We start from the raw sequence: 23,025 nt of genomic DNA, 5'->3' as shown, positions 1-23,025 counted from the left end.
GCAGGAAGGAAACGAAGATGAGTCATACAGGAAAAGTCTGGATTGCAGGTGCCGGTCCGGGAGATGCGGAATTGTTGACATTAAAAACGGAGAAACTTCTAAAAGATGCTGATGTAATAATCTACGACGCACTGGTCAGCGCAGAAATACTTGGAAGAATCCCAGAGGATAAGGAATTGATCTTTGTGGGAAAGCGCCTGGGAAATCATGCCGTCCCCCAGTGGAGGATCAATCAGATTCTGGTAGAAGAAGCGAAAAAGGGAAAAAAGGTGCTTCGGCTAAAAGGCGGGGATCCTTTCGTCTTTGGGCGCGGAGGAGAAGAGGCAGAGGCACTTCGGGAACATGGAATTTTGTTCGAGGTCGTTCCCGGAATCACTTCCGCGGTGGCGGCTTTGGCGTATGCAGGAATTCCGGTGACTCACCGGGATTATGTTTCTTCTTTTCATGTGATGACGGGACACCGGGGAAAAGATGGCACAAGTAGAATCGATTATGAAACTCTGGCAAAAATCGGAGGAACCTTGATTTTTCTGATGGGTCTTAGCTCTTTAGAGGAGATCTGCTGGAGGCTTGTGGAAGCGGGAATGAAGCCGGATACTCCGGCGGCCGTTGTTTCAAGAGGCACGACAGCCCGCCAAAGAAAGGTGGTTTCCGACTTGGCAGGACTTCCCGGGAAGGTGCAAAATGCCGGAATCTCCATGCCGGCCTTAATCGTGGTCGGTGATGTGTGCCGCCTGTCAGAGGAGTTTGAATGGACGAAAGAGCGTCCTCTTGACGGGAGGCAGATCGTTGTGACCAGGCCGGAGGAAAATCGGGGAGATCTGGCGGAAAGGCTGAAGGAGGCCGGGGCGCAGGTGATTGAGATGCCAACAATCCGAATCAGGCCCATCGAGGAGAACCAGAGGCTGCGGGAAGAACTGAATACGCTGCGGGCACGCCTTAAGTATTTGCCCGAAGAAAATGAGAAAAACAGGGAAGATGGGATAGAGTGGCTGGTTTTTACAAGCCCGACAGGGGTCAGAATATTTTTTGAACAGCTTGGAAAATGGAGAATGGATATCAGGCAGATTCTGGGAGGCCCCGGAAAGGTATGTATTGCAGCAATCGGCAGGGCCACTGCGGACGCTCTGGGAAGGTATGGGATTTTTGACGTGGCAGTACCTGAAAAATATTGTGCCAAAGCGCTGGGAGAATTTATTGCGGCTCAGACTAGGAAATGGGAGAGGTACGGGATTTCTCCCACGAAATGGAAAAATGCCAAAGTGGAAGAGCAGGAAGTCGTGCCGATGGACGTAAAAAGTAGGAAAATGGCAGGGCATGTGACGATCCTCCGGGCAAGAGAAGGGTCGAAAGAGCTACTTCCGCCGCTCATAGAAGCAGACCTTGAGGTGACAGATGTTGCGTTATATGATACAGTTTATGCGGCAAAGAGTGATCTTAGCGCTCGGGTGCAGAGCCTTATTGAGAGGAGCGAGATTGATGCAGTGACTTTTACCAGTGGTTCTACGGTCCGGGGATTCGTGGAATTGCTTCGCGTGGACGACATGGCAGATCATCTCCAGGATTTTCAGGCGATTTGTATCGGAGAGCAGACGGAGGCAGAGGCAAAGGCGTATGGAATGCGCACAGTAACGGCGCCGGAGGCGACGATTGAGGCGATGGTCCGGACACTGATGGAACTGGGAGAATCATAGAAGGAAAGCAGTTTTATTTCATAGAAAATTGCTGTGAAGTGTTTGGGCGTGAAGAATGTGCGAGAGCATAGTCATATTGCAAGAGGAACCGGCGGGCCAAATGGTCAGGAAGGAGCAGACATGGGCAGATATATAGTAAAAAGAATAGGGCTTGGAATTCTGTCGCTGTTTGTACTTGTGACGGTCACCTTTTTTCTTACCCGGCTGATGCCGGGAAGCCCGTTTCAAAGCGGCAATGTATCCCCGGATATTCAGAAAGCCATAGAAGAGGAGTATGGACTTGACGAACCGGTGCTAAAGCAGTTTGCAGGCTATCTTCGCAATCTGCTTGGCGGGGATCTGGGGATTTCTTATAAGAAGCAGGGAGTCAGGGTGTCCGAAGTGATCGGGCGTGCATGGCCTGTAACGGCGTCTCTTGGAGTGGCGGCAGTATGCACAGCCATGGTTCTGGGGACCCTGCTTGGAATCTGGCAGGCCCAGACCAAAAACAGGTGGATCAAAAGAGGCCTGTTCGTGGGAAATGTTCTGGGAAGCGCGGTGCCGAATTTTGCGGTGGCGCTTTTGCTTTTGTTCCTTTTTGGCGTGAAATTAAAATGGTTTCCGGTATCGGGACTTATGACCTGGGCGCACTATGTGCTGCCGGTGCTGTCACTTTCGGTGTATCCTGCGGCGGTGACGGCGAGGCTTATGAGCCAGAAATTCCAGGAGGAATGCCGAAAAGAGTATGTGATCATGGCAAAGGCAAGAGGGCTTAGATGGAGAAAGATTGTTTGGACACACGTGATGAGACACGCTTATCTTCCGGTGCTGAATTACATGGGGCCGACAGCGGCGTTTTTGCTGACAGGGAGCTTTGTGGTGGAGACGATTTTTACCATTCCGGGGCTCGGAAGAGAATTCGTATCTTCTATTTCCAACCGGGATTATACGATGATCATGGGACTAACCATTTTTATGGGAGCCGTGGTGATTTTGATTCAGCTTGTGGTCGATCTCATCTGCGGCCTTATGAATCCCAGGATCAGGAAATCATATGAGGAGGCGTAAGGCCAGATGCGTAGAGAGAAGCATTTTTGGAAAAATAAATATTGCAGGCTGGGCATGGGTGTTTTGGTGTTCTTACTTGTGCTTGCCATCTTAGGACCGCTTCTTTCTCCCTTCGGGCCGACGGAGCAGAATGCAGATGCCCAGAATTTGGGCAGCAGTCTTATGCACCCCTTCGGGACCGATAAATTTGGAAGAGATGTATTTGTGCGGGTGTGTTTTGGTATGGGAATCAGCCTTTTGGTCGGATTTGCGGGAGCGTTTCTTTGCGGCGTGATCGGCGTTTTTTATGGCGGTATCTCCGGCTATGCCGGGGGAAAGACGGATCTGCTCCTGATGCGTGTGGCAGATATTGTGGAGGCGGTTCCTTCGCTTTTATATGTGATTTTGATCATGCTGGTGCTGGGAGCCAGTGTGGGAAGTATGATATTTGGAATCTGTATTGCCGGGTGGACGAAGATGGCTCGGGTGGTACGCGCAGAGATAAAAAGGCTTGGCAAAATGGATTTTGTCCTGTCGGCAAAGCTTTCCGGTGCGGGCGGACTGCACATTTTAAGAAAGCATTTGATTCCCGCTGCGGCCGGACCGATTATCGTGAATCTCACCTTCCTGGTGCCGGAGGCTATTTTTACGGAGGCCTTTTTGAGCTTCGTGGGAGTGGGACTCTCTGCGCCCGCGGCAAGTCTTGGCACGCTGATCCGGGAGGCACGCAGTCAGATGCAGGTCTATCCGGGGCAGATGCTATATCCGATGTTGGTACTATGCGTGCTGATTCTGGCGTTAAATCTGATCGGAATCGGGATTGAGCAGGAAATTGCAAAGATACGGGAAGGATAACAGATGGCACTTTTACAGGTAGAAAATTTAAGTGTGGCGTTTGAGAGCCGGGGATACAGGGAAGAGGCAGTAAGTGGCGTTTCATTTGAAATAGAGCCGGGGCAGATCACGGGAATCGTAGGGGAATCCGGGTGTGGGAAAACGACGCTGATGCGGGCGCTTGCGGGCCTTCTTCCCGATGACGCATCGGTGGCCTGCGACCTAATCCTCTTGGGCGGGGAGGAGATGACACCGCCTGCTGTGGGAGTTTATCGGCCGAAGGATAAGGCCGGCAAGGATAGCGGTGAGGGAAAGCGGAAGCGCCTGGAAAGAAAAAGATATCAGAAAAAAATGGAGGAGATGCGGGGGAAACATCTGGCGATGATTTTTCAGGAGCCTTCGCTCTATCTTGATGATTCTGTTACGATTGGGAGACAGCTAATGGATACAGTTCGGGCGCACCGAAGCTGTAGTAAAAAAGAAGCAGCCAAAAGAGCGGAGGAACTATTGGATCTGGTGGGAATGCCCTCGCCGAAGGAACAGATGAAGAAGTATTCGTTCGAGCTTTCCGGGGGAATGTGCCAGCGGGCAGCCATTGCCATTTCCCTCGCCAGCGAGCCGGAGCTGATCATTGCGGACGAGCCGACTACGGCGCTTGATGTATTGGTCCAGGGGCAGATTCTGGAACTGATGAGGCGGATCGTAAAACGGACGAAGGCGGCGATTTTGCTGGTGAGCCATGATCTGGGCGTGATTGCGGCCGTATGCACCAGAGTGCTGGTGATGAATGACGGCAGGATCGTGGAGTCGGGGACGGTAGAAGACGTATTCTATTTACCGGAGCAGCCCTATACTAAAAGTCTTATGGAAGCTGCAAATCAGGGAATTTCCCCAAGAAGTATACCCTGTGAAACGGCCGCATGGCCATACGGGGTGCCCCTGGGTATGGCTCCTGCTAAGGAGCAGGGAGAAACGATTCTGGAAATCAGGCATGTGTCCAGGGATTTTGGGGATTTGGAGGCGGTGCAGGATGTGTCGTTTGCTATACGGGAAGGCGAGATTTTCGGACTGGTCGGAGAGAGCGGCTGTGGGAAGACCACGCTGGCAAAGATGGTGGCGGGACTTCTAAAGCCTGACGAGGGAGAAATCCTATATGAAGGAAATAAGATCACAGTTTCTGGTAAATGGAAAAAGAAACGTATGCCGGGAGATATTCAAATGGTATTTCAGAACCCGGCCTTCGCGTTAAGTCCGATGCTCACCGTGGGGGGACAGTTGGAAGACGCACTTTTGTCCTCGGGCATGGCAAAAAAAGATAAGTGCCGCGCATTGATTTGGGATATGCTAAAGCTGGTAGGGCTGACGGCGGAAGATGCGAAAAAATATCCCCGTGAGTTTTCCGGGGGACAGAAGCAAAGGCTGGTGATCGCGAGAGCATTGCTTTTGAGACCGAAGCTGATCGTGTGCGACGAACCGGTGTCGGCGCTGGACTTTTCTATACGGGAGCAGATTTTGAATCTGCTCGTCAGCATTCAGGGAGGGCGCCCGTTTTCCTGCCTGCTGATTTCTCATGACTTATATGTGATCAAGGACAGAAGTCAGCGTGTAGGGGTGATGTATCAGGGCCGTCTGGTGGAGATAGGGCCGACTTTAGAGGTGATAAAGGAGCCGTGGCACCCTTACACAAAAGCTCTGCTTGAGGCAGCGCTGGTGCCGGATCCATTCCGGGCACGGAAGAAAAAGCCGGCTATGTGGCTGCCGGAAAGAAAAAATGACGCGAAAGAGGGTTGTCCTTTTGTCGGGCAGTGCAGCTATGCCACAGAGCGTTGCCGCCGAGCAAGGCCGGGGACATACCGGTATGGAGAGCGAATGGCGGCATGTTTCCTGTATTCTGAGGAAGCAAAGGGCAAACGAAGTGCGGACTATGTGATGCGCACACAGATATAGTTGCAATTTGACGGCAGCCCAAACAGGAGGAAGTATGAAGAAATTTTTGAGCATGAGTCTATTGGTCATTTTGGTATGCACCGCAATTCTTGCAGGGTGCGGCGCCGATTGCGCAGAGAAAGACACAGGGAAAGACGCAGGGAAAAAGAAAATAACGGTGGCGATTAACAGCGAAACGGGTTCTCTGGACCCGGCAGGAATGATCGCACTCACGTACCTTTCCTATTCTGTAACTGCGCTCGACGAGCTGTTGACTTATGATGCAGACGGCAATATCGTATATCGGGCAGCAGAATCCTATGAAGTCAATGAAGATGCGACCGTCTGGACGTTCCATCTGAGAAAAGATGCGGTGTGGTCTGACAAAACCCCCGTGGTTTCGGAGGATTTTCTGAATACTATGCGGCGCGCGCTGGACCCGGTCAGCCAGAATGGATATGCGAACTATCTGTTTCCGATCCAAAATGCAGAGGACATTTATAACGGGAAGGCAAATGTGGAAACTCTGGGGGTAGAGACGCCTGACGACTACACGCTTGTGTTTCATTTGCAGGAGCCTTGTGTGTATTTTCTGGATCTTCTGCGCCTCCCGGTCTATACGCCCTCCTGCCGGACATACGCCGATGCGGTGGGGAGCGGCTGGGATAAAAACCCGGAGACCAGCGTGTCCAACGGGCCGTTTTACCTGGCAGAGTATGTGCCGGAGCAGTATTTTGTACTAAAGAAGAGTGAGACCTACTGGAATGCCGAACATGTGAAATTAGATGAAATCACCTATCGGTTCTTTGATGATCAGCAATCCATGGCAAATGCGTATGAGGCAGGCGAGGTAGATGTGGCAACATCACTTCCCGCTTTCGTGATGGATTTGTACGAGGGGAAGGAGGATTTGGTGGTGACAGATCTGATTGCCACCCGCTACATTTACCCGAACCTGAATGTGAAACCGCTCGATGACGTGAGGGTCAGAAAGGCGCTGACGCTTGCGGTGAACAGAGAAGAATTGTGCAAAATCGTCGGTAAGGATACCGAGCCTACGGTAAATCTGGTCGCAAAATATATGAAGGATAAGCAGACGGGGGAGCCTTTTGTGGACGGAGCAGAGCCGCTTTTTGAGGAAAATGTTCAGGAGGCCAGACGGCTTCTTAAGGAGGCGGGCTATCCTGACGGGGAGGGTTTTCCGGCGCTGACCTATCAGTATCCGTCCCTGGAAATGGACTCGGATACCGCGCAGGTATTAAAGGAACAGTGGAAAAAGAATCTGAATATTGATATAGAGCTTATGGCGCAGGAATTGCAGGTGAATTATTCGGATAGACATGCGGGAAATTTTGACCTGTGCCGCATGAACTGGACGGCGGATTTTGCAGATCCGAATACGTATCTGTCCATGCTGCTTAGCAACAGTACCTATAATTGCAGCGGAATACAGGACCCGGACTATGATGCGCTGGTAGCGGCCTCCGATTCGGAGGCGGACGGCGAGAGGCGGACGCAGCTTCTTCACGAAGCGGAGAAACTGGCCGTGGGGGAGCAGTTTTATGTGATCCCTCTGTTCAGTATGAAAAGCTGCAACCTAATCCGGCCGGGAATCACCGGCATTACGCAGATTCCGGCAAGCGGCGCACTGGAATACAGGTATGCAGACCGGAAGGAATAGGAAAGACAAGTATGGTCACAAGGGGGCTTAGTGATGTTTCACGTAGTAACAGGAGGAAGCGGAAGCGGAAAATCTGCGTATGCGGAGGACAGGATCGTAGAATACGCAGGCTCTGCTGCGGCAAGGGGCAGCGCGGGTCTGTATTATATCGCAACGATGATGCCCTTTGATGAGGAAACGAAGGAAAGAATCAGGAGGCACCAAACGATGCGGGCGGGGAAAGGATTTCAGACCGTCGAGTGTTACCGTGATTTGAAAAAAGGATTGGAAGATATCTTTTGCGGCAGCGATTGCGGAGAGGAAAACCCGGGAACGGCCTTTATGTGCCGGGAGCATAAAGCATCGATATTATTGGAAGGTACGTCAAATAAGTGTCAGGGGCATAAGCCTTCGGTACTGCTTGAATGTATGTCAAATTTGGTCGCAAACGAACTATTTTCAGAGCCGGATTGCGGTGACAGAATGAAGAAGGAGTATGAAGCTGTCTGTGACCAGGTGACCGGGGCCATTATGGAGGGCATTCATTTCCTGAGAGAACGCTGTGCAATTCTGGTGGTAGTGACCAACGAAGTATTTTCCGAATGTGCACAGGATTCCCAGGAGATGCGGCTGTATAAGAAGATACTTGGCAGAGTGAACCAGAAGATGGCAGATTTGGCGGATCAGGTCACGGAAGTGGTCTATGGAATTCCGGAAGATGTGAAGAAAGGCTTGGTTGAGAGAGCAAGAGATAGCGAGGGAAGGAATATGAGAATGATTATCGGCGGCGCATATCAGGGGAAACTTGCGTATGCTAAGGCATTATATCCAGACATCGATTGGGCAGACGGGAGATGCTGTGAGGAGGAAGCCCTTGTCAGATGTGGGGGAATCTATCATTTTGAGAGTTATATTGCCCGTATGCTGCGAGGGGAATTTGCCGGGGGTGACGGTCAGACGAAAATTTCATCGGCGGAAGAGTTTTGTCAGTACATCAGCGAGCAGAATCCGGGGCTTATTATCGTGAGTGATGAGATTGGGTACGGACTGGTGCCGATCGATGCTTTTGACAGAAAGTATCGGGAGGAGACCGGGAGAATCTGCACGCGCCTTGCAGAATTTGCAGACCGGGTGGACCGGGTGGTGTGCGGAGTCGGAACGGTGATCAAGGGAGGAGAGGAAAGATGAAGATTGAGCTTGAAAAAGTACAGCCCTCAGAGATCGAGAGAAGAAGTTTTGAGATTATTACAGAAGAACTGGGGGATTTCCCTCTGGAGGCGGGGACTGAGCCGATTGTGAAGCGCTGTATTCATACCAGTGCGGATTTTGATTACGCGCGAAATCTGGTGTTCTCACCGGGAGTCGTTAAGCGGGCCCTGGCTGCACTCAAAGAGGGAGCTACAATTGTGACGGACACGCAGATGGGAAAGGCCGGCATCAACAAAAAGAAGCTGGCTGGTTATGGCGGTGAGGTTCTTTGTTTTATGTCAGATGAGGACGTGGCTCTGCGGGCGAAAGAAGCGGGGACGACGCGGGCGGTTGCAAGTATGGACAAGGCGGCAAATATTTCGGGCAAGGTGATTTTCGCCATTGGAAATGCGCCGACTGCATTGGTGAGACTCTATGAACTGATTCAGGAGGGAAGAATCGCACCAGAGCTGATCATCGGGGTTCCGGTGGGGTTTGTGAACGTGGTGCAGTCGAAAGAACTGATCCTAAGTCTTACGGATACGCCGTATATTGTGGCAAAGGGAAGAAAAGGCGGGAGCAACATTGCGGCTTGTATTTGCAATGCGCTTCTCTACATGCTTTGATAGGAACTGATGGTGCAGGGTACCCGGCGAATGACGGGGTAAAACGCTTCTCTATATACTTTGATAGGAACTGATCGGGAGAGAACCTAAAACAGTGAGAGTTACGTGAAATTTTTGTAAGAGCAGAATTCAGATAAAGGGCAGGGAGTCATAAATGGAGAAAATGTATTTTCCGATGTTTGTGGATATTTCAGATAAGAAGATCCTGGTAGTTGGAGGAGGGAAGATTGCGGCAAGAAGAGTGCAGACGATTCTGCATTTTGCGGGGGATATCACGGTCGTGTCTCCTGAGATTTGCCGGGAAATGCAAAGTCTGCTTGCTGTGGCAAAGGGAGTACGGATCCTGGAGCGTGAATGGAGTTCCGAAGATCTGGAGCATGTGCAGATCGTACTTGCGGCTACGGATAAAAAGGAGATCAATATACAGATTGTCCGCCTTTGCAGGGAGAGACAGATCTTGGTGAACACTGCAGATGATAAATCTATGTGTGATTTTTATTTTCCGAGTATTATTCGGAAAGAGGATATTGTTATAGGAATAGGCTCAAGCGGAAACAGCCCCGCTAAGGTAAAGAAAACGAGGCTTATGCTGGAGGAGGCACTTAAGTAACGGGTATGGCCACTGGAAACAAGAATTTATTTGGAGAGCGTCAGTTTTAATCCCAGTGGCCGCAGTAGTTTCAAAAGTGTTGCAAGATTTGGAGTAGTCTGGAATGATTCGATTCTTGCAATAGACGATTGTGGAATACCACAGAGGGCAGCAAGGTCACGTTGGCTTAAGCCAAGTGAATTGCGTTGTTTTATCATTTCGCTTATGATGCTTGCCTGTTCTTCTATATCAGCCAGGTCTCTTCCGCTGGCAGAATCTAAATGTTTCACATGCTTTTTGTAGCTATCCCAAGTCTTCATGATTTTTGATGCTCCTTTCTGGATAAATAATCATCACGTTCGGATTTCGCTTTTGCGATTTCCCGGCGGGGTGTTTTTTTGGTCTTTTTGCGAAAACTATGGAGGAGTATAAAATTATCTTCATCGCAATAAAAATAAAAAATCCGGTTATTGCCGGGACGGAGTTCCCAGATATTTTCTTCAATATGTTTTGTAATGTTTTCAGGAAGCCTTGTGCCATTGTTTTGAAGTAATTCTATGTGCAGTGCTGCCTGTTTGTATTATATGCGGGCATTTTTGCTGGTAGCCGCTTTTTTTCGTAAATTTTCTAAAAAATCCCAAATTTCAGATTTCCCTTTTCTTTTTCGTAGAATATGATGTTATATGTCATATAATCTCCAATCTAGATAATCATATCCTAATTGTATGATAGCATATGTGCTATCAAAAAACAATGTAATATTAGGATATAAATCGTGAATTGATTTTAATCAGGTGTCATTGATTAATATAGAAGTAGTGTTAGTGTAGCTTTGCGTAATAAGTATATATATTGTAGTTATGGAGAAAGGTAGGTTTGCGGAAAATTAAAGTGCATTATTTATGTTGATAATAAAAAATGGCGAGCTGCGTGCGGTCGCGCAGATTCAGTTTCTCCAGAATCGCACTTAAGTAATTCCGGACGGTTCCTTCGCTGAAATAGAGTTTTTCCGCAATTTCGCGGTTACTGAGGCCCTGTGCGATCAGGGTGATGATCGAGAGTTCTTTTTCGTTGATGCCAAGCTCAGCGTAATTGAACTCTCTATTTTTTTGCAGTAAAGTGGGGAGCTTTGCGGTAATCTCTCCGCCGAATACGGTCTGTCCTGTGGCAACGGCCTTAAGGGCCGGAACGATGCTGGTGTAGTCCTGTTTGAGGAGATAGCCTTTTGCTCCCAGCTTGAGAGCGCGGATAATATACTCATCATCTGAAAACGTGGTGAGCAGAAGAATCTTTGCGTCAGGGAATTCCTGAAGAATGGAAGAGGCGGCCTTAAGGCCGTCCATGTTTTTCATGCGGATATCCATAAGCAGAACATCGGGACGGTAGCGGCGGTAAAGGAGGGCAGCCTCCGAGCCGTCGTTTCCCACTGCCGGGACGGTGATGGAAGCGTCTGCTTCCAGAATCATTTTCAGTGCGCCTGATACCAGGCAGTCGTCATCTATAATTAATACCTGCATGAAGTTTACCCTTTCCTGATTAGTATACTCATTATACAACTGACGTCAGGGGAAATCAATGCTGGTTTCAGACCTTTTTGCCATTGCCAGTCGGTTCTTGTCCCTGTGTTGGAAATATCGGCCAGCTTGTATGAAAAATAAAAATTGCACCGGAAAAACTGGAAAAATTGAATAAAACGATTTACCAAAAGGTGATTTTTAACAAGGAGAGGGAACAAAATTTGTTAAAAATAACAGTGATAAAAATGAAATTTGTGACAATTTACAGAAATTCAGTGATGATTATAGTCGAAAATTGATGATTGACAAAGAAAGATTTCTAAAGTATGATTGAATTATCAAGTTTGGAAAAACGATTTACCAAACGATTTTTCGCGGAAAATAAGAGAAAGAAAAGGAGGATACGAAATGAAAAACTTTAACAAACTAACAATTTTTTTGATTCCAATTGGAATCGCGGTCAATGTTGTAGGAGGACAGCTTGCAGTATTATTAAAACTTCCGGTATTTTTGGATAGTATCGGTACAATCGTAGTAGGAGCGCTGTGTGGGGCATGGCCTGGGGTACTGGTAGGACTTGGATGCGGGCTGATCAACGCGATTTCGCTTCCGACACTGCTGCCGTATACTGTGATTGGTATGCTTTTCGGTGTCATCGCATCATTTCTGGCAAAGAAAAACATGTTTGATAAGTTTTGGAAAGCACTTATTAACGGACCCTGTATTGCACTCATCAGTACTTGTATCGCCGTTCCGATTACGGCTACTTTGTACGGCGGATTCGTAGGAACCGGAGCCAGCGTGATCGTCACAACACTTATGGCAGCAGGATGGGATGTGGTTCCGGCAACATTCGTTAGTGAGCTGAGCTCAGAACTGATGGATAAAGTAATCTGCCTGATTATTATCTACTTTGTCTTAAAGGCAATGCCGGCACGCTTCGTAGTAAAACTACCGAACAGTAAATATTTTATTAAGGAAGAGCAATAGAAAAGAATAAAACGGGGGTGATGCACCAAAAAGATACAGCACCCCCGAATTTTAAGCAAAGGAGGAAAATCCGCATGGATTATGATTTTGTGGAACAGTATCGGAAACCGAAGAGATGCGGAAATCCGATCCGGGACCTGAATCCCATGAGCAAAGCAAATCTGATGCTGGTTCTTGGATTATCGCCTTTTATCGTGCAGAATTATATCTTCGGATTTGGCATGGTAGGAGTATTCATCATACTGTCTGTTCTGGCCGGATGTTTTAAGTCATTTTTTTCCATGTACTGGAAGGTATTACTGTTATTTGGAGTATTTTTATTTCTGGTAAAGTCGGCATTTTCACCGGGAGAGCACGTCTTGTTCCAGATTTGGGGAATATGCGTGACGACAGAAAGTATTCAGTCAGGACTTCAAATTGTTTCTTTAGTACTGGCATTCAGTGGGGCATTTATTCTGTTTGTGAAGACAACGCCGATGGAGGATTTTACCTACGCGTTGGAGAAAAAAGGGGTCTCTCATATGGTTTCGTTCGTCATTCTCTCTTCCTTCCAGACGATTACAGACCTGGGGCAGAGCGCCCAGGTAATTATGGAGTCACAGAAGGCAAGAGGCATTGAGACAGAAGGCAATGTATTTCAGAGGGCAAAAGCATATATTCCGGTTATGGGTCCACTGATACTGAACGCGATTTCCAGTACCGAGGAAAAATCGATCGCCATGGATGCAAGAGCCTTTTCCGCCCCGGTTGAGCATACCTTCTTGTCAGAACTTCCAGAAGTAGGGACAGGAGAAAAAATTCTTGTGGCAGTATTTGATATCGCGTTTATCGGACTGATAATAGGGAGGATAGCATTATGGGTTTTATAGAATTGAAAAATGTGTCCTATACATATCCGCTGACGAAGGAGCCGGCACTTAAGAATATCACCTGCTCCCTGGAAAAAGGGAAATTTTATGGCGTGATAGGTGAAAATGCAGGCGGAAAGACGACTTTTTGCAATCTGCTGCGTGGGCTGATCCCGCATTTTTACAAAGGAAAGCTGGAAGGCGAAGTGCTGATCGAGGGAGAAGATATAAGGAATGTAAACGTCGATATCCTTTCTACGAAAATGGGGTACATTTTCCAGAATCCTTTCACCCAGATCAGCGGAGTGAGAAAAACGGTATTTGAAGAAATTGCGCTCGGACTTGAGAATCTTGGGGTACCGAAAGAGGAGATGATTCGGAAGGTCATAGAGGTGGCAGAGCTGCTGAAAATAGAATCACTCCTAAAAAATGATCCGAACCGCCTCTCAGGAGGTCAGAGACAGAGAGTTGCATTTGCCTCGATCATCGCAATGAATATGGACATTTTCGTGATTGATGAGCCGACCTCCCAGCTTGATCCGGAAGGAACGGAAAGCATCTTTGAGATTATTCACATGCTGAAAGAGCAGGGGAAAACAATCATTCTGGTAGAACATAAAATAGACCTGATGGCCGAATATGCAGATGAAGTGCTGGTCATTCAGAATGGAGAACTGGTCAGAAAAGGACCGGTGCACGAGGTGCTGAGTGATCTTAGCCTGATGCGGCAAGGAGCCATGTTGCCACAGGCAGTACTTCTTGCTCAGGAACTGGACAGGCATGGAATCAGGCTCAGAAAAACGCCGGTAACGACGGAGGAATGCGTACAGATGCTGAAGGAGAGAGGTGATATACATGGGACAGATTGAGCTTAAGAATGCCAGCTTCAAGTATCCGAATGGTTTCCTGGCAAACGACTGCCTGAACCTTACGATCGTTCAGGGAGAACGGGTAGCGATTGTGGGACAGAACGGGGCAGGAAAGACAACAGCAGTGAAAATGATGAATGGACTCCATAAGCCGTTTGAAGGAGATGTCATCGTAAACGGAAAGAACACCAAAGATTATACGACGGCTCAAATAGCAAAACATGTGGGATATGTGTTTCAGAATCCGGACGACCAGATTTTCAATCAGACGGTTTACGCGGAAATTGCCTACATGCCGAAGTACTATAAGCTTTCGGAAAAAGAAATCGATAAACGGGTAAAAGAGGCAGCCGAGCTTCTGGAAATCGAACGTTTTCTTAAGATGAATCCCTTTGAAATCCCTTACGTAATCCGCAAATTCGTTACTATTGCCGCGATTCTGGCAACACAGCCGGAATATGTGATCCTGGACGAGCCGACGGCGGGGCAGGATCTGAAAGGAATCCGGGTTCTGGCGAAGGTGATGGATGAACTGGAAAAACGGGGGATCGGCGTGATTACGATCACACACGATATGGAATTTGTTGTCAATCATTTCAAACGGGTAGTCGCTATGGCAAATAAGAAAATTATTCTGGACGGAGATGTGAGGGAGTGTTTTGCAAGAGATGACATTCTAACAGCGAGCAGGATTAAAAGACCTCAGATCGGAGAAATTGCAAATAGGGTAGGACTGGGAAAGGATATCCTGAATGCCGCGGAATTTGTAGAGCGGTATCAAAAACAAATGTGATGAAGACGATATTGTGTTATGGAGATTCTAATACATGGGGATATGATGCGGAATCGGACAGCCGTATCCCTTGGGATAAGAGATACCCGGGAATTCTGAGCAGAAAGCTGGGAGCTGCATACCATGTGATTGAGGATGGACTGTGCGGGCGTACCACGCATTACGACAGTGAAGAGGAACTCTTTGTAAATGGTTTAAAAGGAGCACGGCTCTGTGCGGAGATCCATTCACCTTTGGACTATGTAGTGCTGATGCTGGGAACCAACGACTGCAAGGATGTATACCGGGCGCAAATCAGAGAGATTCAGGAGGGGGCAAGACAGATCGGACATTGTTTTGCCCAGAAGGGTGCGCAGATTCTTCTGATGGCACCGCCTGTTATGAGATATCTGAAAAAAAGTCCTTTTTTTAAAGAATTTGGAGAAGGGGCGGGGCAGAAAAGCAGCCTGCTTTCTGCCGCATATCAGGAACTTTCACGGCAGGAAGGATGGCTATTCCTGAATGCCGATGATGTCGTAAGGCCGGGGGAATATGACTGGATTCATCTGGATGAGGAAGGACACCGTATTTTGGCAGAAAAGATTTATGAAATACTGAAAAAGGAGGAAGATTGAAAATGAGAGCGAGACTGGAAGCAGCACTGGAAAAGAATAAAGAAAAGTATATAGAATGTCTTCTGAAACTGGTTTCAATTGACACACATGACATTGGACACGGTATTGAGGGAGGTCTGGAGGCAGCGGGTCAGGAGTATATGCAGGAGATTTTCCGGGAACTTGGAGCCGAAGAGATTCAAAAGGATTATCTGAATGAAGAAAGTATTGTGAAATGCAAGGCAATGTACCGGGAAGGTAATCTGGGACATAATTATGAAAACCGGTACAATGTGTATGCGACGTTTCAGGGGAAAAGTGATAAATCGATTTTGTTCAACGGACATATTGACCATATGCCTGCAGAAAATGAGGAGAACTGGTGCATTCCTCCGCTAAGCCCGAAGGTGATCGGTGACAAAATCACGGGACTTGGCGTGGCAGACATGAAGGCTGGACTCATGGCATGCGTGATGGCGACGGCTCTTTTGAAGGATGCTGGCATCGAACTTCCGGTCACGGTGAAATATGCGTCTGTATGTGACGAAGAAGGCGGTGGAAACGGTTCTTTGTGTGCGGCGATGAGCGGGGTGAAGGCGGATGCCGTCGTGGTATGTGAGCCGACGAATTACGAACTGATCGCAGCGCATATGGGCTGGGTATTTTTCCAGGTAGAGGTAGAAGGAATCGCTGTTCATTCCGGGCTGAAACTGGCAGGGGTCAATGCGATTGAAAAAGCAGGAAAAATCATGAATGCGATTAATGAATTGGAACACAGATGGCTGCTGAAATATAAGCATCCCCTTCTCCCGCCTCCGTCCAGCAATGTAGGCGTAATCTACGGTGGAGAAGCAGGTTCTACGATTCCGGATTACTGTTGTTTTAAGACCTGTGTACATTACCTGCCAAGACTTATGAGTCATGAGCAGGTAGTGGAAGAGTATACAAATGCGATTCTTACCTGTTGCGAAGGCGATGAGTGGTTAAGAGAGCATAAACCTAAAATTACAATTTACCAGACGGGCAATCCGTTTGAGATGGATCTTCAGCATCCGTTTGTGGGCGCTTTCCGGGCGGCATACCGTGAAGCAATGGGAAGAGAAGTAAAGATTGTAGGATCGCCGGCAGGATGTGATTCCAGAACATGGTATAACATCGTAAAATGTCCGACGCTACAGTACGGGCCAGGTTCTCTGGAACAGTGCCATGCAGTCAACGAATTTGTGACGGTAGACCAGTATTTGGATGCAATCAAGATTTACGCGAATCTGATTCTGCAATGGGCAGAGGCGCAAAGCGACAGAGGATAAATATCATGGAAAAAAGAGAACGGACTGTCTTAAAAAACGGGCTGCTGATCGATCCGGCAAATGGAATTGAAGACATGATGGAGATTGCCATGGAAGGGGATCGGATTGTAAAGACAGGCGTGCATCTCGATGTGGAGAAGGAAGATAGAGTTATCGACTGCAGCGGGATGGAAATCTGGCCTGGCCTGATTGATATGCATCTTCATGTGAGCGATCTTTTTGAAATCCATACGAATACAGCATATGGAGCAGTACAGGACGGAGTTACCACAGCACTGTCGCCCGGTGCGGGGAATACTTTTATGGCGCCTGCGCTTCTGGGAGCGGAGATGGACCGGGGGCTGCCTCTGAATACAGGGGTATTTGTGGGAGCAGCGAATGTATTGGGAACGATGCTTAATACAGAAGAACTAATCCGATTGTTTAACGGTACTCTGGAAAAGGAAGCAAAGGAGAGAAAACTGAGCAAAAATGAGATTGTGAACCGGACTGCGCAGTATGTAATCGGAATAAAGGAGCATATGGGACATTTCCTTTTGCCGGATGAAAAGATAGAACAGATTTTTGAAATTACGGATCAGGCACACCTGATGTTTCTGACGCACACACAGGACGTGCGGCATACAGCGAGACTTTTGGAGCTTGCGAAAGGAAGACATCTTCACCTGGGACATGCGAACGCGGCAGGCTGCGGGACGCATGGTGATGCTGTAGCTTCCATGAAGGAAATCATAGATTTCTGCAGGAATGAAAACGTAACGGGTGAATTTGTGACGACGATGCTGCGGCTCTCAGGAGGATGTCGCGAAGGACTTAGAATGTACCCCAAAGCAAGGGAAATAGCGCTGGAAGCACTGGCGGACGGGGTGGTAGATATTCTGGTTTCGGACGGGCAGAACCAGTCGGTAATGAAAGGCTTCGGAGATACACGGGACAATATCCCCTGCATTCTGGAGTTGACAGAAATGGGGATTTTAAAGAGAAAGGAAGCAGTGGCATTGATGACGGCGAACCCGGCCCGCCTGCTTACCAGGCAGACGAGCAATGAAGAATGGCTGGCCAGGTTCGGACATGCCGGAGAGGGAGCCTATGCCAGTCTCCTGGTGGTGGAACCTAAAACGAAACATGCATCCTATGTGTTTACAAATGGCATACTTACATCATTTGAGCAGAGATATCTGCGCTTGGCCGGAAGGGCCGGTTACTGGGTGAGCAAATTTGAAACGAAACAGGATATGGGGATTGGCGATATGGCAGTCTTCCAAAAAGTATAGAAAGGCGGTAAGGAATATGAAAAAAGTATTATTGGCAGGAGAATCCTGGATGAGTTATACGACCCATGTGAAAGGATTTGACAGTTTTTATACCTCCGTTTACGAGACAGGAGAAAAATGGCTGGTAGCAGCGCTGGAAAAGAGTGGGTATGAGGTAACCTTTATTCCGAACCATCTGGCGCCGGAACAGTTCCCATTTACGATGGAGGAACTGAAAGAATACGACTGCGTGATTTTGTCTGATATTGGAGCAAATACGCTTCTACTCCCAGTTCCGACATTTAATCGCAGTGTGAAGATGCCGAACCGGGCAAAGCTGATCCGGGATTATGTACTGGAGGGCGGAGCGCTTCTGATGATCGGAGGATATTTGACATTTTCCGGAGTGGACGCAAAGGGGAAATGGCATGATACAGCAGTGCAGGAGGTACTTCCGGTGGAAATCCTGACGGTGGATGACCGGATGGAGCATTGTGAGGGGATTCGGCCAGTAACGGTAAAAGAGCATGAAGCGCTCCGGGGCGTTAAAGAAGAATGGCCGGAGGTGCTGGGATATAACCGCACGATCGCTAAAGAAGAGGCGGATGTGGCAGTTACGGTGGAAGGAAATCCGTTTATTGCATTTGGAAACTATGGAGAAGGAAGAAGCGCCGTATTTACGACGGACTGTGCGCCGCACTGGGCGCCGCCTGAATTTTGTGAATGGAAGTATTACGATAAGGTCTGGAAAGGGATTCTGGACTGGCTTACGAAATAAAGGAGCCGGAGCATGTGGGCAAAGAATATGAAATATGATGAGGAAGAGTTCCTGAAAGCCGTACTCTCGATTGCCAGCGTGAATGGGGTTGACTCAGAGAGGGAGCTTGCCGTTTTCCTGAGAGATTTTCTGCTAGAATGCGAAGTTCATGCAGTTCTGCAGGAAATTGACAGCAGGCACGCCAATGTGCTTGCCGTGCTGGAAGGAGAATCGGAGGAGACTGTGCTGTGGAATGGGCATCTGGATACAGTGCCCTATGGAAAACTGACGGAGTGGAATACGGACCCTTCGGTTCCGACCAAGAAGAATGGGTGTTATTTTGCAAGAGGAGCCAGCGATATGAAGGGCGGCCTGGCAGCGATGGTATGGACGCTGGGATATATGAAGCAGAAAGGCCGCGTTCCAAAGCAGACAATCTATTTTTGTGGTACCTGTGATGAGGAGAGGAACGGGTTGGGGGCGAAGCATTTTATTTCAAGCGATGTTTTAAGAGATGCGTCACTGCTGTTAATCGGGGAACCGACGTCTCTCCTGCCGGGAGTAGCGCAGAAGGGGTGCATCTGGCTGAAATTGGTAATCCATGGAAAGACCAGTCACGGGGCCTACCCCGGAGAGGGAGTAAATGCTATTGAATATGGAATCGCTATTTTTCAGCAGCTGAAGGAGAAAATCGAAGAGAAAACACATCCTGTGCTAGGGAAGTCAACGGTTCAGATGTCTATGGCAAAAGGAGGCATCGTGCCGAATATGACTCCGGATGAGGCGGAATTTACGCTGGATATCCGGGTTGTTCCGGGTATCACGTCAAAGGAAGTGCTGGAGTGGGCAAATCAGATTGCGGAAGAATGTGAACAGCAGACCGGGGGACGCCTGAGGACGGAGATTTATGTAAAAAATGACCGGAAAGCGATTGAGATTGATAAAAACCATCCATGGCTAAAGAAACTGGAGTGGAATCTGCGGTGCGAACAGCTCCCGTATGAGCATACAGGGATTAACTACTTTACGGACGCATCCATTTTGACGAAGGCGATGCCTAAGGCAGCAGTCCTGTTGTTCGGACCGGGCGAGGCGGATATGGCACACAAGGCTGATGAATATCTGCAGATTCAGAAATATTTGGCTTACATCCGGGTTTTGCTGAAATTATTTTAACCAAATTATGGAAATTTGAGATATACTATTAAAAAAGAAATGAAATGAGGTTTCAAAGTTGAGAACAACGATTAAGGATATTGCCAATTATACAGGCTTCTCCGTTACGACTGTTTCACTGGTATTAAATAATAAGGCAAAAAAAATTCCGCAGAGTACCAAGGACACGATCATGGATGCGGTGGAAAAACTGAATTATCACCCGAATCAGCTTGCAGTAGGGCTGGTAAAGAAAAGAACGCAGACGATTGGACTTATTATCTCAGATGTAAGCAATGTGTTTTTTTCTACTCTGGCGAAGGGAGTGGAGGATTCCTGCCGCAGGCAGGGATGGAATCTGATTCTCTGTAATACGAATGATAAGCATGAGCGGGATCTGGCTTATATACAGGTGTTGGCGGATAAAGGAGTAGACGGGATTCTATTTTGTATGGCGCGGGACAGTGACAGAGAGAAGGCAAAAGAGAGCACTGAACTTCTGGAGAAGCTGAAGATTCCCTTTGTTATGATTGACAGATATCTTGAGGATGCAAATTGCAGCTCCGTGATTGTAAATCATATGCAGGGCGGATATGCGGCGACCCGGTATCTGCTTCAGATGGGGCATAAGAAGATCGGGTGTGTGACGGGACCGATGGGGCTGGAAGACTCAAAGGAACGCCTTGTAGGGTATCGGCGTGCTTTGGAAGAGTATCATGTACCTTATGATCCGAAGCTGATCTATGAAGGAAATTATGACAGGGAAAGCGGGACGAAGGCAGTTGACTATTTTATGGACCGGCAGATTCCGGTAAGCGCGGTATTTGCGTTTAACGACATGTCAGCATATGGGGTCTATAACGGACTAAAGAAACGGGGAATGTCGGTACCAGGGGAAATCTCAGTGGTCGGATATGACGATATTTTCTTTTCGGAAATTCTGGATGTTCCGCTCACTACGGTGAAACAACCGGTCTATGATATGGGAGTGGAAGGCGTGAAACTTCTGATAGAAGAGGTGGACAGCGGCGTACATATGAAAAAATGTATTACATTCCAGCCTGCGCTCACCGTACGGGAAAGTGTGGAAATGTTTTCGGGTTAAAAAAATGAAAAACTCTAGGTGTTTGAGACTCATTCACGTAGAGTTTTTTATTTTCAGTTGCCATGCATACCTGAAATAAGGTCCGGTGGACCTTATTTTGGTATCATGTAGACTTGTCCAGGATTTGGGGTAATATTTGGTCGAACAAATTATGCAAATTTATCATGTCAAAGAAAATTTGCGTCCATTTTTCGACGATGAAAAGAAGGATTGCTTTCCTTTGAAAAAGTTATGAAATATAATGTTCTTAATCCAAACTTTCATACGCTTTCATGTAGAAATGAAAAGCATGAAAATTTAACGCGGGATTCATATCATGGCGATAGGAGGTAAGGAAAATGAATGTGGGAAAAAGTATTCTGGCAATCAGAAAGAAAAAGAACATGTCGCAGGAAGAATTTGGCCGAGTATTCCATGTTACAAGACAGACGGTGTCTAATTGGGAAAATGAGAAAAGTTATCCGGATTTGCAGACTCTGATTTATATCAGCGATATGTTTGAGGTTTCATTGGATCAGTTGATCCGGGAAGATAAGGAGATGGTACGGACGATTGACAAGGAACGGAAAACAGCGAAAAAAAGTAGGATTGTTATTGGAATTCTGGCAGTGATCCTGATTATCATGTTGCTCCTTATAAGATTCTGGATCAAGGCTTTTGAAGCGACGCCATATGAAATGCGAAATCAGACGGAGGCGGATATGATTATGTATCTGGATTTCCCGGACGCTACGCCGTCCGGAGCGATTGTTCGGACTTTCCATAGAGACGATTATGAAAATCGCTCAAACGGAAAGGCGGCTAAAATACGGGATGAAATAGGCGGCAGCATAGAAGGCGATATTCCAGCATTTCATTTGGGGGTAGGACAGGTTATCAGGCCGGTTTTTCAAAATAGTAATGAATTGAAGAATTTAACGCCGGATAGCCCGCCCAGGGTCGCTGTAAAAGAATATGGCCCGGGAATGCTTCCATTAGATGACTACGAGGAAGAGTTCTGCGAGTGGGAGACAGTCTTGCAGAAAGACAATCTGGGCTATTATCTGGAATATGAAAGTCACAATAAGGCAGAGAATGAATGGGAAGAGGGGGGAGTTACCTGTTTGATTGAAGTGTATTATACGATTAACGGGCGGGATTACGTCTCCGTATCGGCTTTTAATGCATTCAGCTCCTGATGACCGGCAGCCAGTATTCATATACGGCGTCATTAGGATCAGCCTTTAGATAAACCTCAATATCCGGAATTTCCGCGTAGCGGTATCCGGAGGCGGGGAGCCATTCCGTGATCACGCGGCGCTCCAGATTCTGAAGGGAGACATTCGTCCCGCGCCCGGAAAAAACGGCCCAGGTAGCGGCCGGAATCCTGTATTCTTCAAAGGTAGCATCTGTATCTGACGAGCTGACGGCAATAAAATACTTCCATTCTTCGGTGTGGTGGACGCTGACTCCGAGAAGCCCCTGGGGAGACTGGTTCATATGGGCGCCAAGCTGTGTGAGGGTACCATTGGCCAAAGCAGCGTCCCATTCGTGCGGAATGCGGGAGAAGTTTTCTTCCAGAACGTGGCTTAAGGGGCAGCGCTTCCCGATGATGCGGAACTCCTTTTTCGTTTCTATTTTGAAATTCAACTCCTCCATGCCGTGGACCGAGAGGGAGAAACAGATTACAGGATAGGCTTTTAGGGTGATCGCCTCGCTCCTTACACGGGAAGGGGCAATCCCATGGATACTCTGAAACGCCCGATTAAAGGCGGTCGGGGAATCATAGCCATATTTTAAAGCGACATCGATCACCTTTGCATGTTTGTCCTTGAGGTCAATGGCGGCTAGTGACATACGTCTGCGGCGGATATATTCGGAGAGAGTCATCTCTGTCATGTAGAAAAACATTTTCTGGAAATGATAGGCCGGGCACCCGGCAATCTCTGATAATTTTTCATAGTCGATTTTTTCTGTAAGATGTTCTTCAATATAAGTTACAGCCTGGTTCAGGCGAGCAATCCAGTCCATAGTAAAAATCTCCTTATTGCTATTTGATGTTTTTTATTATACACCGTGCTGCGGGTTCAGAGCAATCACCTTGAGATAAAGAAGCTTTTGTGAAGCTCTTGAAGAGGTTAAAGAAGCAGGAAGCCCATTGATTTTAGACAATGGGTAGTTCAAGTTCTCCTGAAAATCTCTCCATATTGTACGGAAAAAGAGAGGAAAAAGGGAAATCGGACAAGTATAATGAAGCATAGATGTCAGATATATAGAAATGTAAAACAGACAGGGTTTAATGATCAACAGGAA

General features: G+C 47.7%; 23 protein-coding genes. 19 read left to right on the top strand and 4 right to left on the bottom strand.

The features are described from left to right. Window positions 1–17 precede the first annotated feature (17 nt). The 8 genes from cobA (at window position 18) to ABXS75_15210 (ending at window position 9,564) form a co-directional block, all read left to right on the top strand. Window positions 18–1,694 carry a uroporphyrinogen-III C-methyltransferase gene (cobA, locus tag ABXS75_15245; GenBank protein XCP84402.1) on the top strand — a complete coding sequence of 559 codons (1,677 nt, stop codon included), beginning with the start codon at window positions 18–20 and terminating at the stop codon, window positions 1,692–1,694. Between the two features lie 120 nt (window positions 1,695–1,814). Continuing rightward, a complete protein-coding gene (locus tag ABXS75_15240) occupies window positions 1,815–2,741 on the top strand; it encodes an ABC transporter permease (GenBank protein ID XCP84401.1) in 927 nt (308 codons plus the stop codon). A 6-nt stretch (window positions 2,742–2,747) separates the two neighbouring features. Continuing rightward, complete coding sequence (locus tag ABXS75_15235) at window positions 2,748–3,575, top strand: ABC transporter permease (GenBank protein XCP84400.1); 828 nt, start codon at window positions 2,748–2,750, stop codon at window positions 3,573–3,575. Window positions 3,576–3,578: 3 nt separating this feature from the next. After that, window positions 3,579–5,501 carry an ABC transporter ATP-binding protein gene (locus ABXS75_15230; GenBank protein ID XCP84399.1) on the top strand — a complete coding sequence of 641 codons (1,923 nt, stop codon included), beginning with the start codon at window positions 3,579–3,581 and terminating at the stop codon, window positions 5,499–5,501. A 34-nt stretch (window positions 5,502–5,535) separates the two neighbouring features. Next, a complete protein-coding gene (locus tag ABXS75_15225; GenBank protein ID XCP84398.1) occupies window positions 5,536–7,161 on the top strand; it encodes a peptide ABC transporter substrate-binding protein in 1,626 nt (541 codons plus the stop codon). 33 nt (window positions 7,162–7,194) lie between these two features. Next, entirely contained in the window at window positions 7,195–8,328 is a 1,134-nt protein-coding gene (locus ABXS75_15220; GenBank protein ID XCP84397.1) for a bifunctional adenosylcobinamide kinase/adenosylcobinamide-phosphate guanylyltransferase, read from the top strand. Then, complete coding sequence (locus tag ABXS75_15215; GenBank protein XCP84396.1) at window positions 8,325–8,954, top strand: precorrin-8X methylmutase; 630 nt, start codon at window positions 8,325–8,327, stop codon at window positions 8,952–8,954. Before ABXS75_15220 ends, ABXS75_15215 begins: the two co-directional genes overlap by 4 nt. Window positions 8,955–9,108: 154 nt before the next feature. Then, entirely contained in the window at window positions 9,109–9,564 is a 456-nt protein-coding gene (locus tag ABXS75_15210) for a bifunctional precorrin-2 dehydrogenase/sirohydrochlorin ferrochelatase (GenBank protein ID XCP84395.1), read from the top strand. Window positions 9,565–9,590: 26 nt separating this feature from the next. Here the strand turns inward: ABXS75_15210 and ABXS75_15205 are convergent, their stop codons facing one another. From ABXS75_15205 to ABXS75_15195, 3 genes are all read right to left on the bottom strand, one after another. Beyond that, the gene (locus ABXS75_15205; GenBank protein ID XCP84394.1) at window positions 9,591–9,863 is read right to left on the bottom strand and encodes a helix-turn-helix domain-containing protein; all 273 of its coding nucleotides are present in this window, start codon (window positions 9,861–9,863) and stop codon (window positions 9,591–9,593) included. After that, the gene (locus tag ABXS75_15200) at window positions 9,860–10,060 is read right to left on the bottom strand and encodes a type II toxin-antitoxin system RelE/ParE family toxin (GenBank protein XCP87170.1); all 201 of its coding nucleotides are present in this window, start codon (window positions 10,058–10,060) and stop codon (window positions 9,860–9,862) included. The genes ABXS75_15205 and ABXS75_15200 overlap by 4 nt, the downstream gene beginning before the upstream one ends. Window positions 10,061–10,439: 379 nt before the next feature. After that, the gene (locus tag ABXS75_15195) at window positions 10,440–11,060 is read right to left on the bottom strand and encodes a response regulator transcription factor (GenBank protein ID XCP84393.1); all 621 of its coding nucleotides are present in this window, start codon (window positions 11,058–11,060) and stop codon (window positions 10,440–10,442) included. A 408-nt stretch (window positions 11,061–11,468) separates the two neighbouring features. On the opposite strand from ABXS75_15195, the gene ABXS75_15190 reads away from it, so the two are divergent. From ABXS75_15190 to ABXS75_15140, 11 genes are all read left to right on the top strand, one after another. Further along, complete coding sequence (locus tag ABXS75_15190) at window positions 11,469–12,050, top strand: hypothetical protein (GenBank protein XCP84392.1); 582 nt, start codon at window positions 11,469–11,471, stop codon at window positions 12,048–12,050. A 74-nt stretch (window positions 12,051–12,124) separates the two neighbouring features. After that, window positions 12,125–12,919 carry an energy-coupling factor transporter transmembrane component T gene (locus ABXS75_15185; protein XCP84391.1) on the top strand — a complete coding sequence of 265 codons (795 nt, stop codon included), beginning with the start codon at window positions 12,125–12,127 and terminating at the stop codon, window positions 12,917–12,919. Then, entirely contained in the window at window positions 12,907–13,767 is an 861-nt protein-coding gene (locus tag ABXS75_15180; protein XCP84390.1) for an ABC transporter ATP-binding protein, read from the top strand. Before ABXS75_15185 ends, ABXS75_15180 begins: the two co-directional genes overlap by 13 nt. Beyond that, the gene (locus ABXS75_15175) at window positions 13,754–14,560 is read left to right on the top strand and encodes an energy-coupling factor ABC transporter ATP-binding protein (protein XCP84389.1); all 807 of its coding nucleotides are present in this window, start codon (window positions 13,754–13,756) and stop codon (window positions 14,558–14,560) included. The genes ABXS75_15180 and ABXS75_15175 overlap by 14 nt, the downstream gene beginning before the upstream one ends. Then, window positions 14,560–15,174: a GDSL-type esterase/lipase family protein gene (locus ABXS75_15170; GenBank protein ID XCP84388.1), complete on the top strand. Its 615-nt coding sequence runs from the start codon at window positions 14,560–14,562 to the stop codon at window positions 15,172–15,174. The genes ABXS75_15175 and ABXS75_15170 overlap by 1 nt, the downstream gene beginning before the upstream one ends. Window positions 15,175–15,176: 2 nt before the next feature. Continuing rightward, the gene (locus tag ABXS75_15165; GenBank protein ID XCP84387.1) at window positions 15,177–16,463 is read left to right on the top strand and encodes an ArgE/DapE family deacylase; all 1,287 of its coding nucleotides are present in this window, start codon (window positions 15,177–15,179) and stop codon (window positions 16,461–16,463) included. A 5-nt stretch (window positions 16,464–16,468) separates the two neighbouring features. Then, window positions 16,469–17,737, top strand: a complete 1,269-nt coding sequence (locus ABXS75_15160) for an amidohydrolase family protein (GenBank protein XCP84386.1) — start codon at window positions 16,469–16,471, stop codon at window positions 17,735–17,737. A 16-nt stretch (window positions 17,738–17,753) separates the two neighbouring features. After that, window positions 17,754–18,494 carry a glutamine amidotransferase gene (locus ABXS75_15155; GenBank protein XCP84385.1) on the top strand — a complete coding sequence of 247 codons (741 nt, stop codon included), beginning with the start codon at window positions 17,754–17,756 and terminating at the stop codon, window positions 18,492–18,494. A 12-nt stretch (window positions 18,495–18,506) separates the two neighbouring features. Continuing rightward, window positions 18,507–19,649: a M20 family metallopeptidase gene (locus ABXS75_15150; GenBank protein ID XCP84384.1), complete on the top strand. Its 1,143-nt coding sequence runs from the start codon at window positions 18,507–18,509 to the stop codon at window positions 19,647–19,649. Window positions 19,650–19,707: 58 nt separating this feature from the next. Continuing rightward, on the top strand, window positions 19,708–20,733 hold the full coding sequence (locus ABXS75_15145) for a LacI family DNA-binding transcriptional regulator (protein XCP84383.1): 1,026 nt from the start codon (window positions 19,708–19,710) through the stop codon (window positions 20,731–20,733). Window positions 20,734–21,071: 338 nt separating this feature from the next. Then, the gene (locus tag ABXS75_15140; GenBank protein ID XCP84382.1) at window positions 21,072–21,911 is read left to right on the top strand and encodes a helix-turn-helix transcriptional regulator; all 840 of its coding nucleotides are present in this window, start codon (window positions 21,072–21,074) and stop codon (window positions 21,909–21,911) included. On the opposite strand, the gene ABXS75_15135 is transcribed toward ABXS75_15140, so the two are convergent. Next, window positions 21,901–22,743: an AraC family transcriptional regulator gene (locus tag ABXS75_15135; protein ID XCP84381.1), complete on the bottom strand. Its 843-nt coding sequence runs from the start codon at window positions 22,741–22,743 to the stop codon at window positions 21,901–21,903. The genes ABXS75_15140 and ABXS75_15135 overlap by 11 nt on opposite strands. Window positions 22,744–23,025 lie beyond the last annotated feature (282 nt).

This window comes from Roseburia hominis, assembly GCA_040702975.1.
Lineage (GTDB): Bacteria > Bacillota > Clostridia > Lachnospirales > Lachnospiraceae > Allocoprococcus > Allocoprococcus hominis_A.
Note: the sequence above shows the minus strand (reverse complement) of the source record. Positions and strands in the feature narration are given on the sequence as shown.

Bases quoted from the DNA above. Each gene is read 5' to 3' on its own strand.
- ABXS75_15150 (XCP84384.1), top strand. From the start codon at position 18,507: ATGTGGGCAAAGAATATGAAATATGATGAGGAAGAGTTCCTGAAAGCC.
- ABXS75_15215 (XCP84396.1), top strand. From the start codon at position 8,325: ATGAAGATTGAGCTTGAAAAAGTACAGCCCTCAGAGATCGAGAGAAGA.
- ABXS75_15165 (XCP84387.1), top strand. From the start codon at position 15,177: ATGAGAGCGAGACTGGAAGCAGCACTGGAAAAGAATAAAGAAAAGTAT.
- ABXS75_15220 (XCP84397.1), top strand. From the start codon at position 7,195: ATGTTTCACGTAGTAACAGGAGGAAGCGGAAGCGGAAAATCTGCGTAT.
- ABXS75_15160 (XCP84386.1), top strand. From the start codon at position 16,469: ATGGAAAAAAGAGAACGGACTGTCTTAAAAAACGGGCTGCTGATCGAT.
- ABXS75_15240 (XCP84401.1), top strand. From the start codon at position 1,815: ATGGGCAGATATATAGTAAAAAGAATAGGGCTTGGAATTCTGTCGCTG.
- ABXS75_15140 (XCP84382.1), top strand. From the start codon at position 21,072: ATGAATGTGGGAAAAAGTATTCTGGCAATCAGAAAGAAAAAGAACATG.
- ABXS75_15210 (XCP84395.1), top strand. From the start codon at position 9,109: ATGGAGAAAATGTATTTTCCGATGTTTGTGGATATTTCAGATAAGAAG.
- ABXS75_15205 (XCP84394.1), bottom strand. From the start codon at position 9,863: ATGAAGACTTGGGATAGCTACAAAAAGCATGTGAAACATTTAGATTCT.
- ABXS75_15175 (XCP84389.1), top strand. From the start codon at position 13,754: ATGGGACAGATTGAGCTTAAGAATGCCAGCTTCAAGTATCCGAATGGT.
- ABXS75_15135 (XCP84381.1), bottom strand. From the start codon at position 22,743: ATGGACTGGATTGCTCGCCTGAACCAGGCTGTAACTTATATTGAAGAA.
- ABXS75_15155 (XCP84385.1), top strand. From the start codon at position 17,754: ATGAAAAAAGTATTATTGGCAGGAGAATCCTGGATGAGTTATACGACC.
- ABXS75_15225 (XCP84398.1), top strand. From the start codon at position 5,536: ATGAAGAAATTTTTGAGCATGAGTCTATTGGTCATTTTGGTATGCACC.
- ABXS75_15170 (XCP84388.1), top strand. From the start codon at position 14,560: ATGAAGACGATATTGTGTTATGGAGATTCTAATACATGGGGATATGAT.
- ABXS75_15185 (XCP84391.1), top strand. From the start codon at position 12,125: ATGGATTATGATTTTGTGGAACAGTATCGGAAACCGAAGAGATGCGGA.
- ABXS75_15230 (XCP84399.1), top strand. From the start codon at position 3,579: ATGGCACTTTTACAGGTAGAAAATTTAAGTGTGGCGTTTGAGAGCCGG.
- ABXS75_15180 (XCP84390.1), top strand. From the start codon at position 12,907: ATGGGTTTTATAGAATTGAAAAATGTGTCCTATACATATCCGCTGACG.
- ABXS75_15195 (XCP84393.1), bottom strand. From the start codon at position 11,060: ATGCAGGTATTAATTATAGATGACGACTGCCTGGTATCAGGCGCACTG.
- cobA (XCP84402.1), top strand. From the start codon at position 18: ATGAGTCATACAGGAAAAGTCTGGATTGCAGGTGCCGGTCCGGGAGAT.
- ABXS75_15235 (XCP84400.1), top strand. From the start codon at position 2,748: ATGCGTAGAGAGAAGCATTTTTGGAAAAATAAATATTGCAGGCTGGGC.
- ABXS75_15190 (XCP84392.1), top strand. From the start codon at position 11,469: ATGAAAAACTTTAACAAACTAACAATTTTTTTGATTCCAATTGGAATC.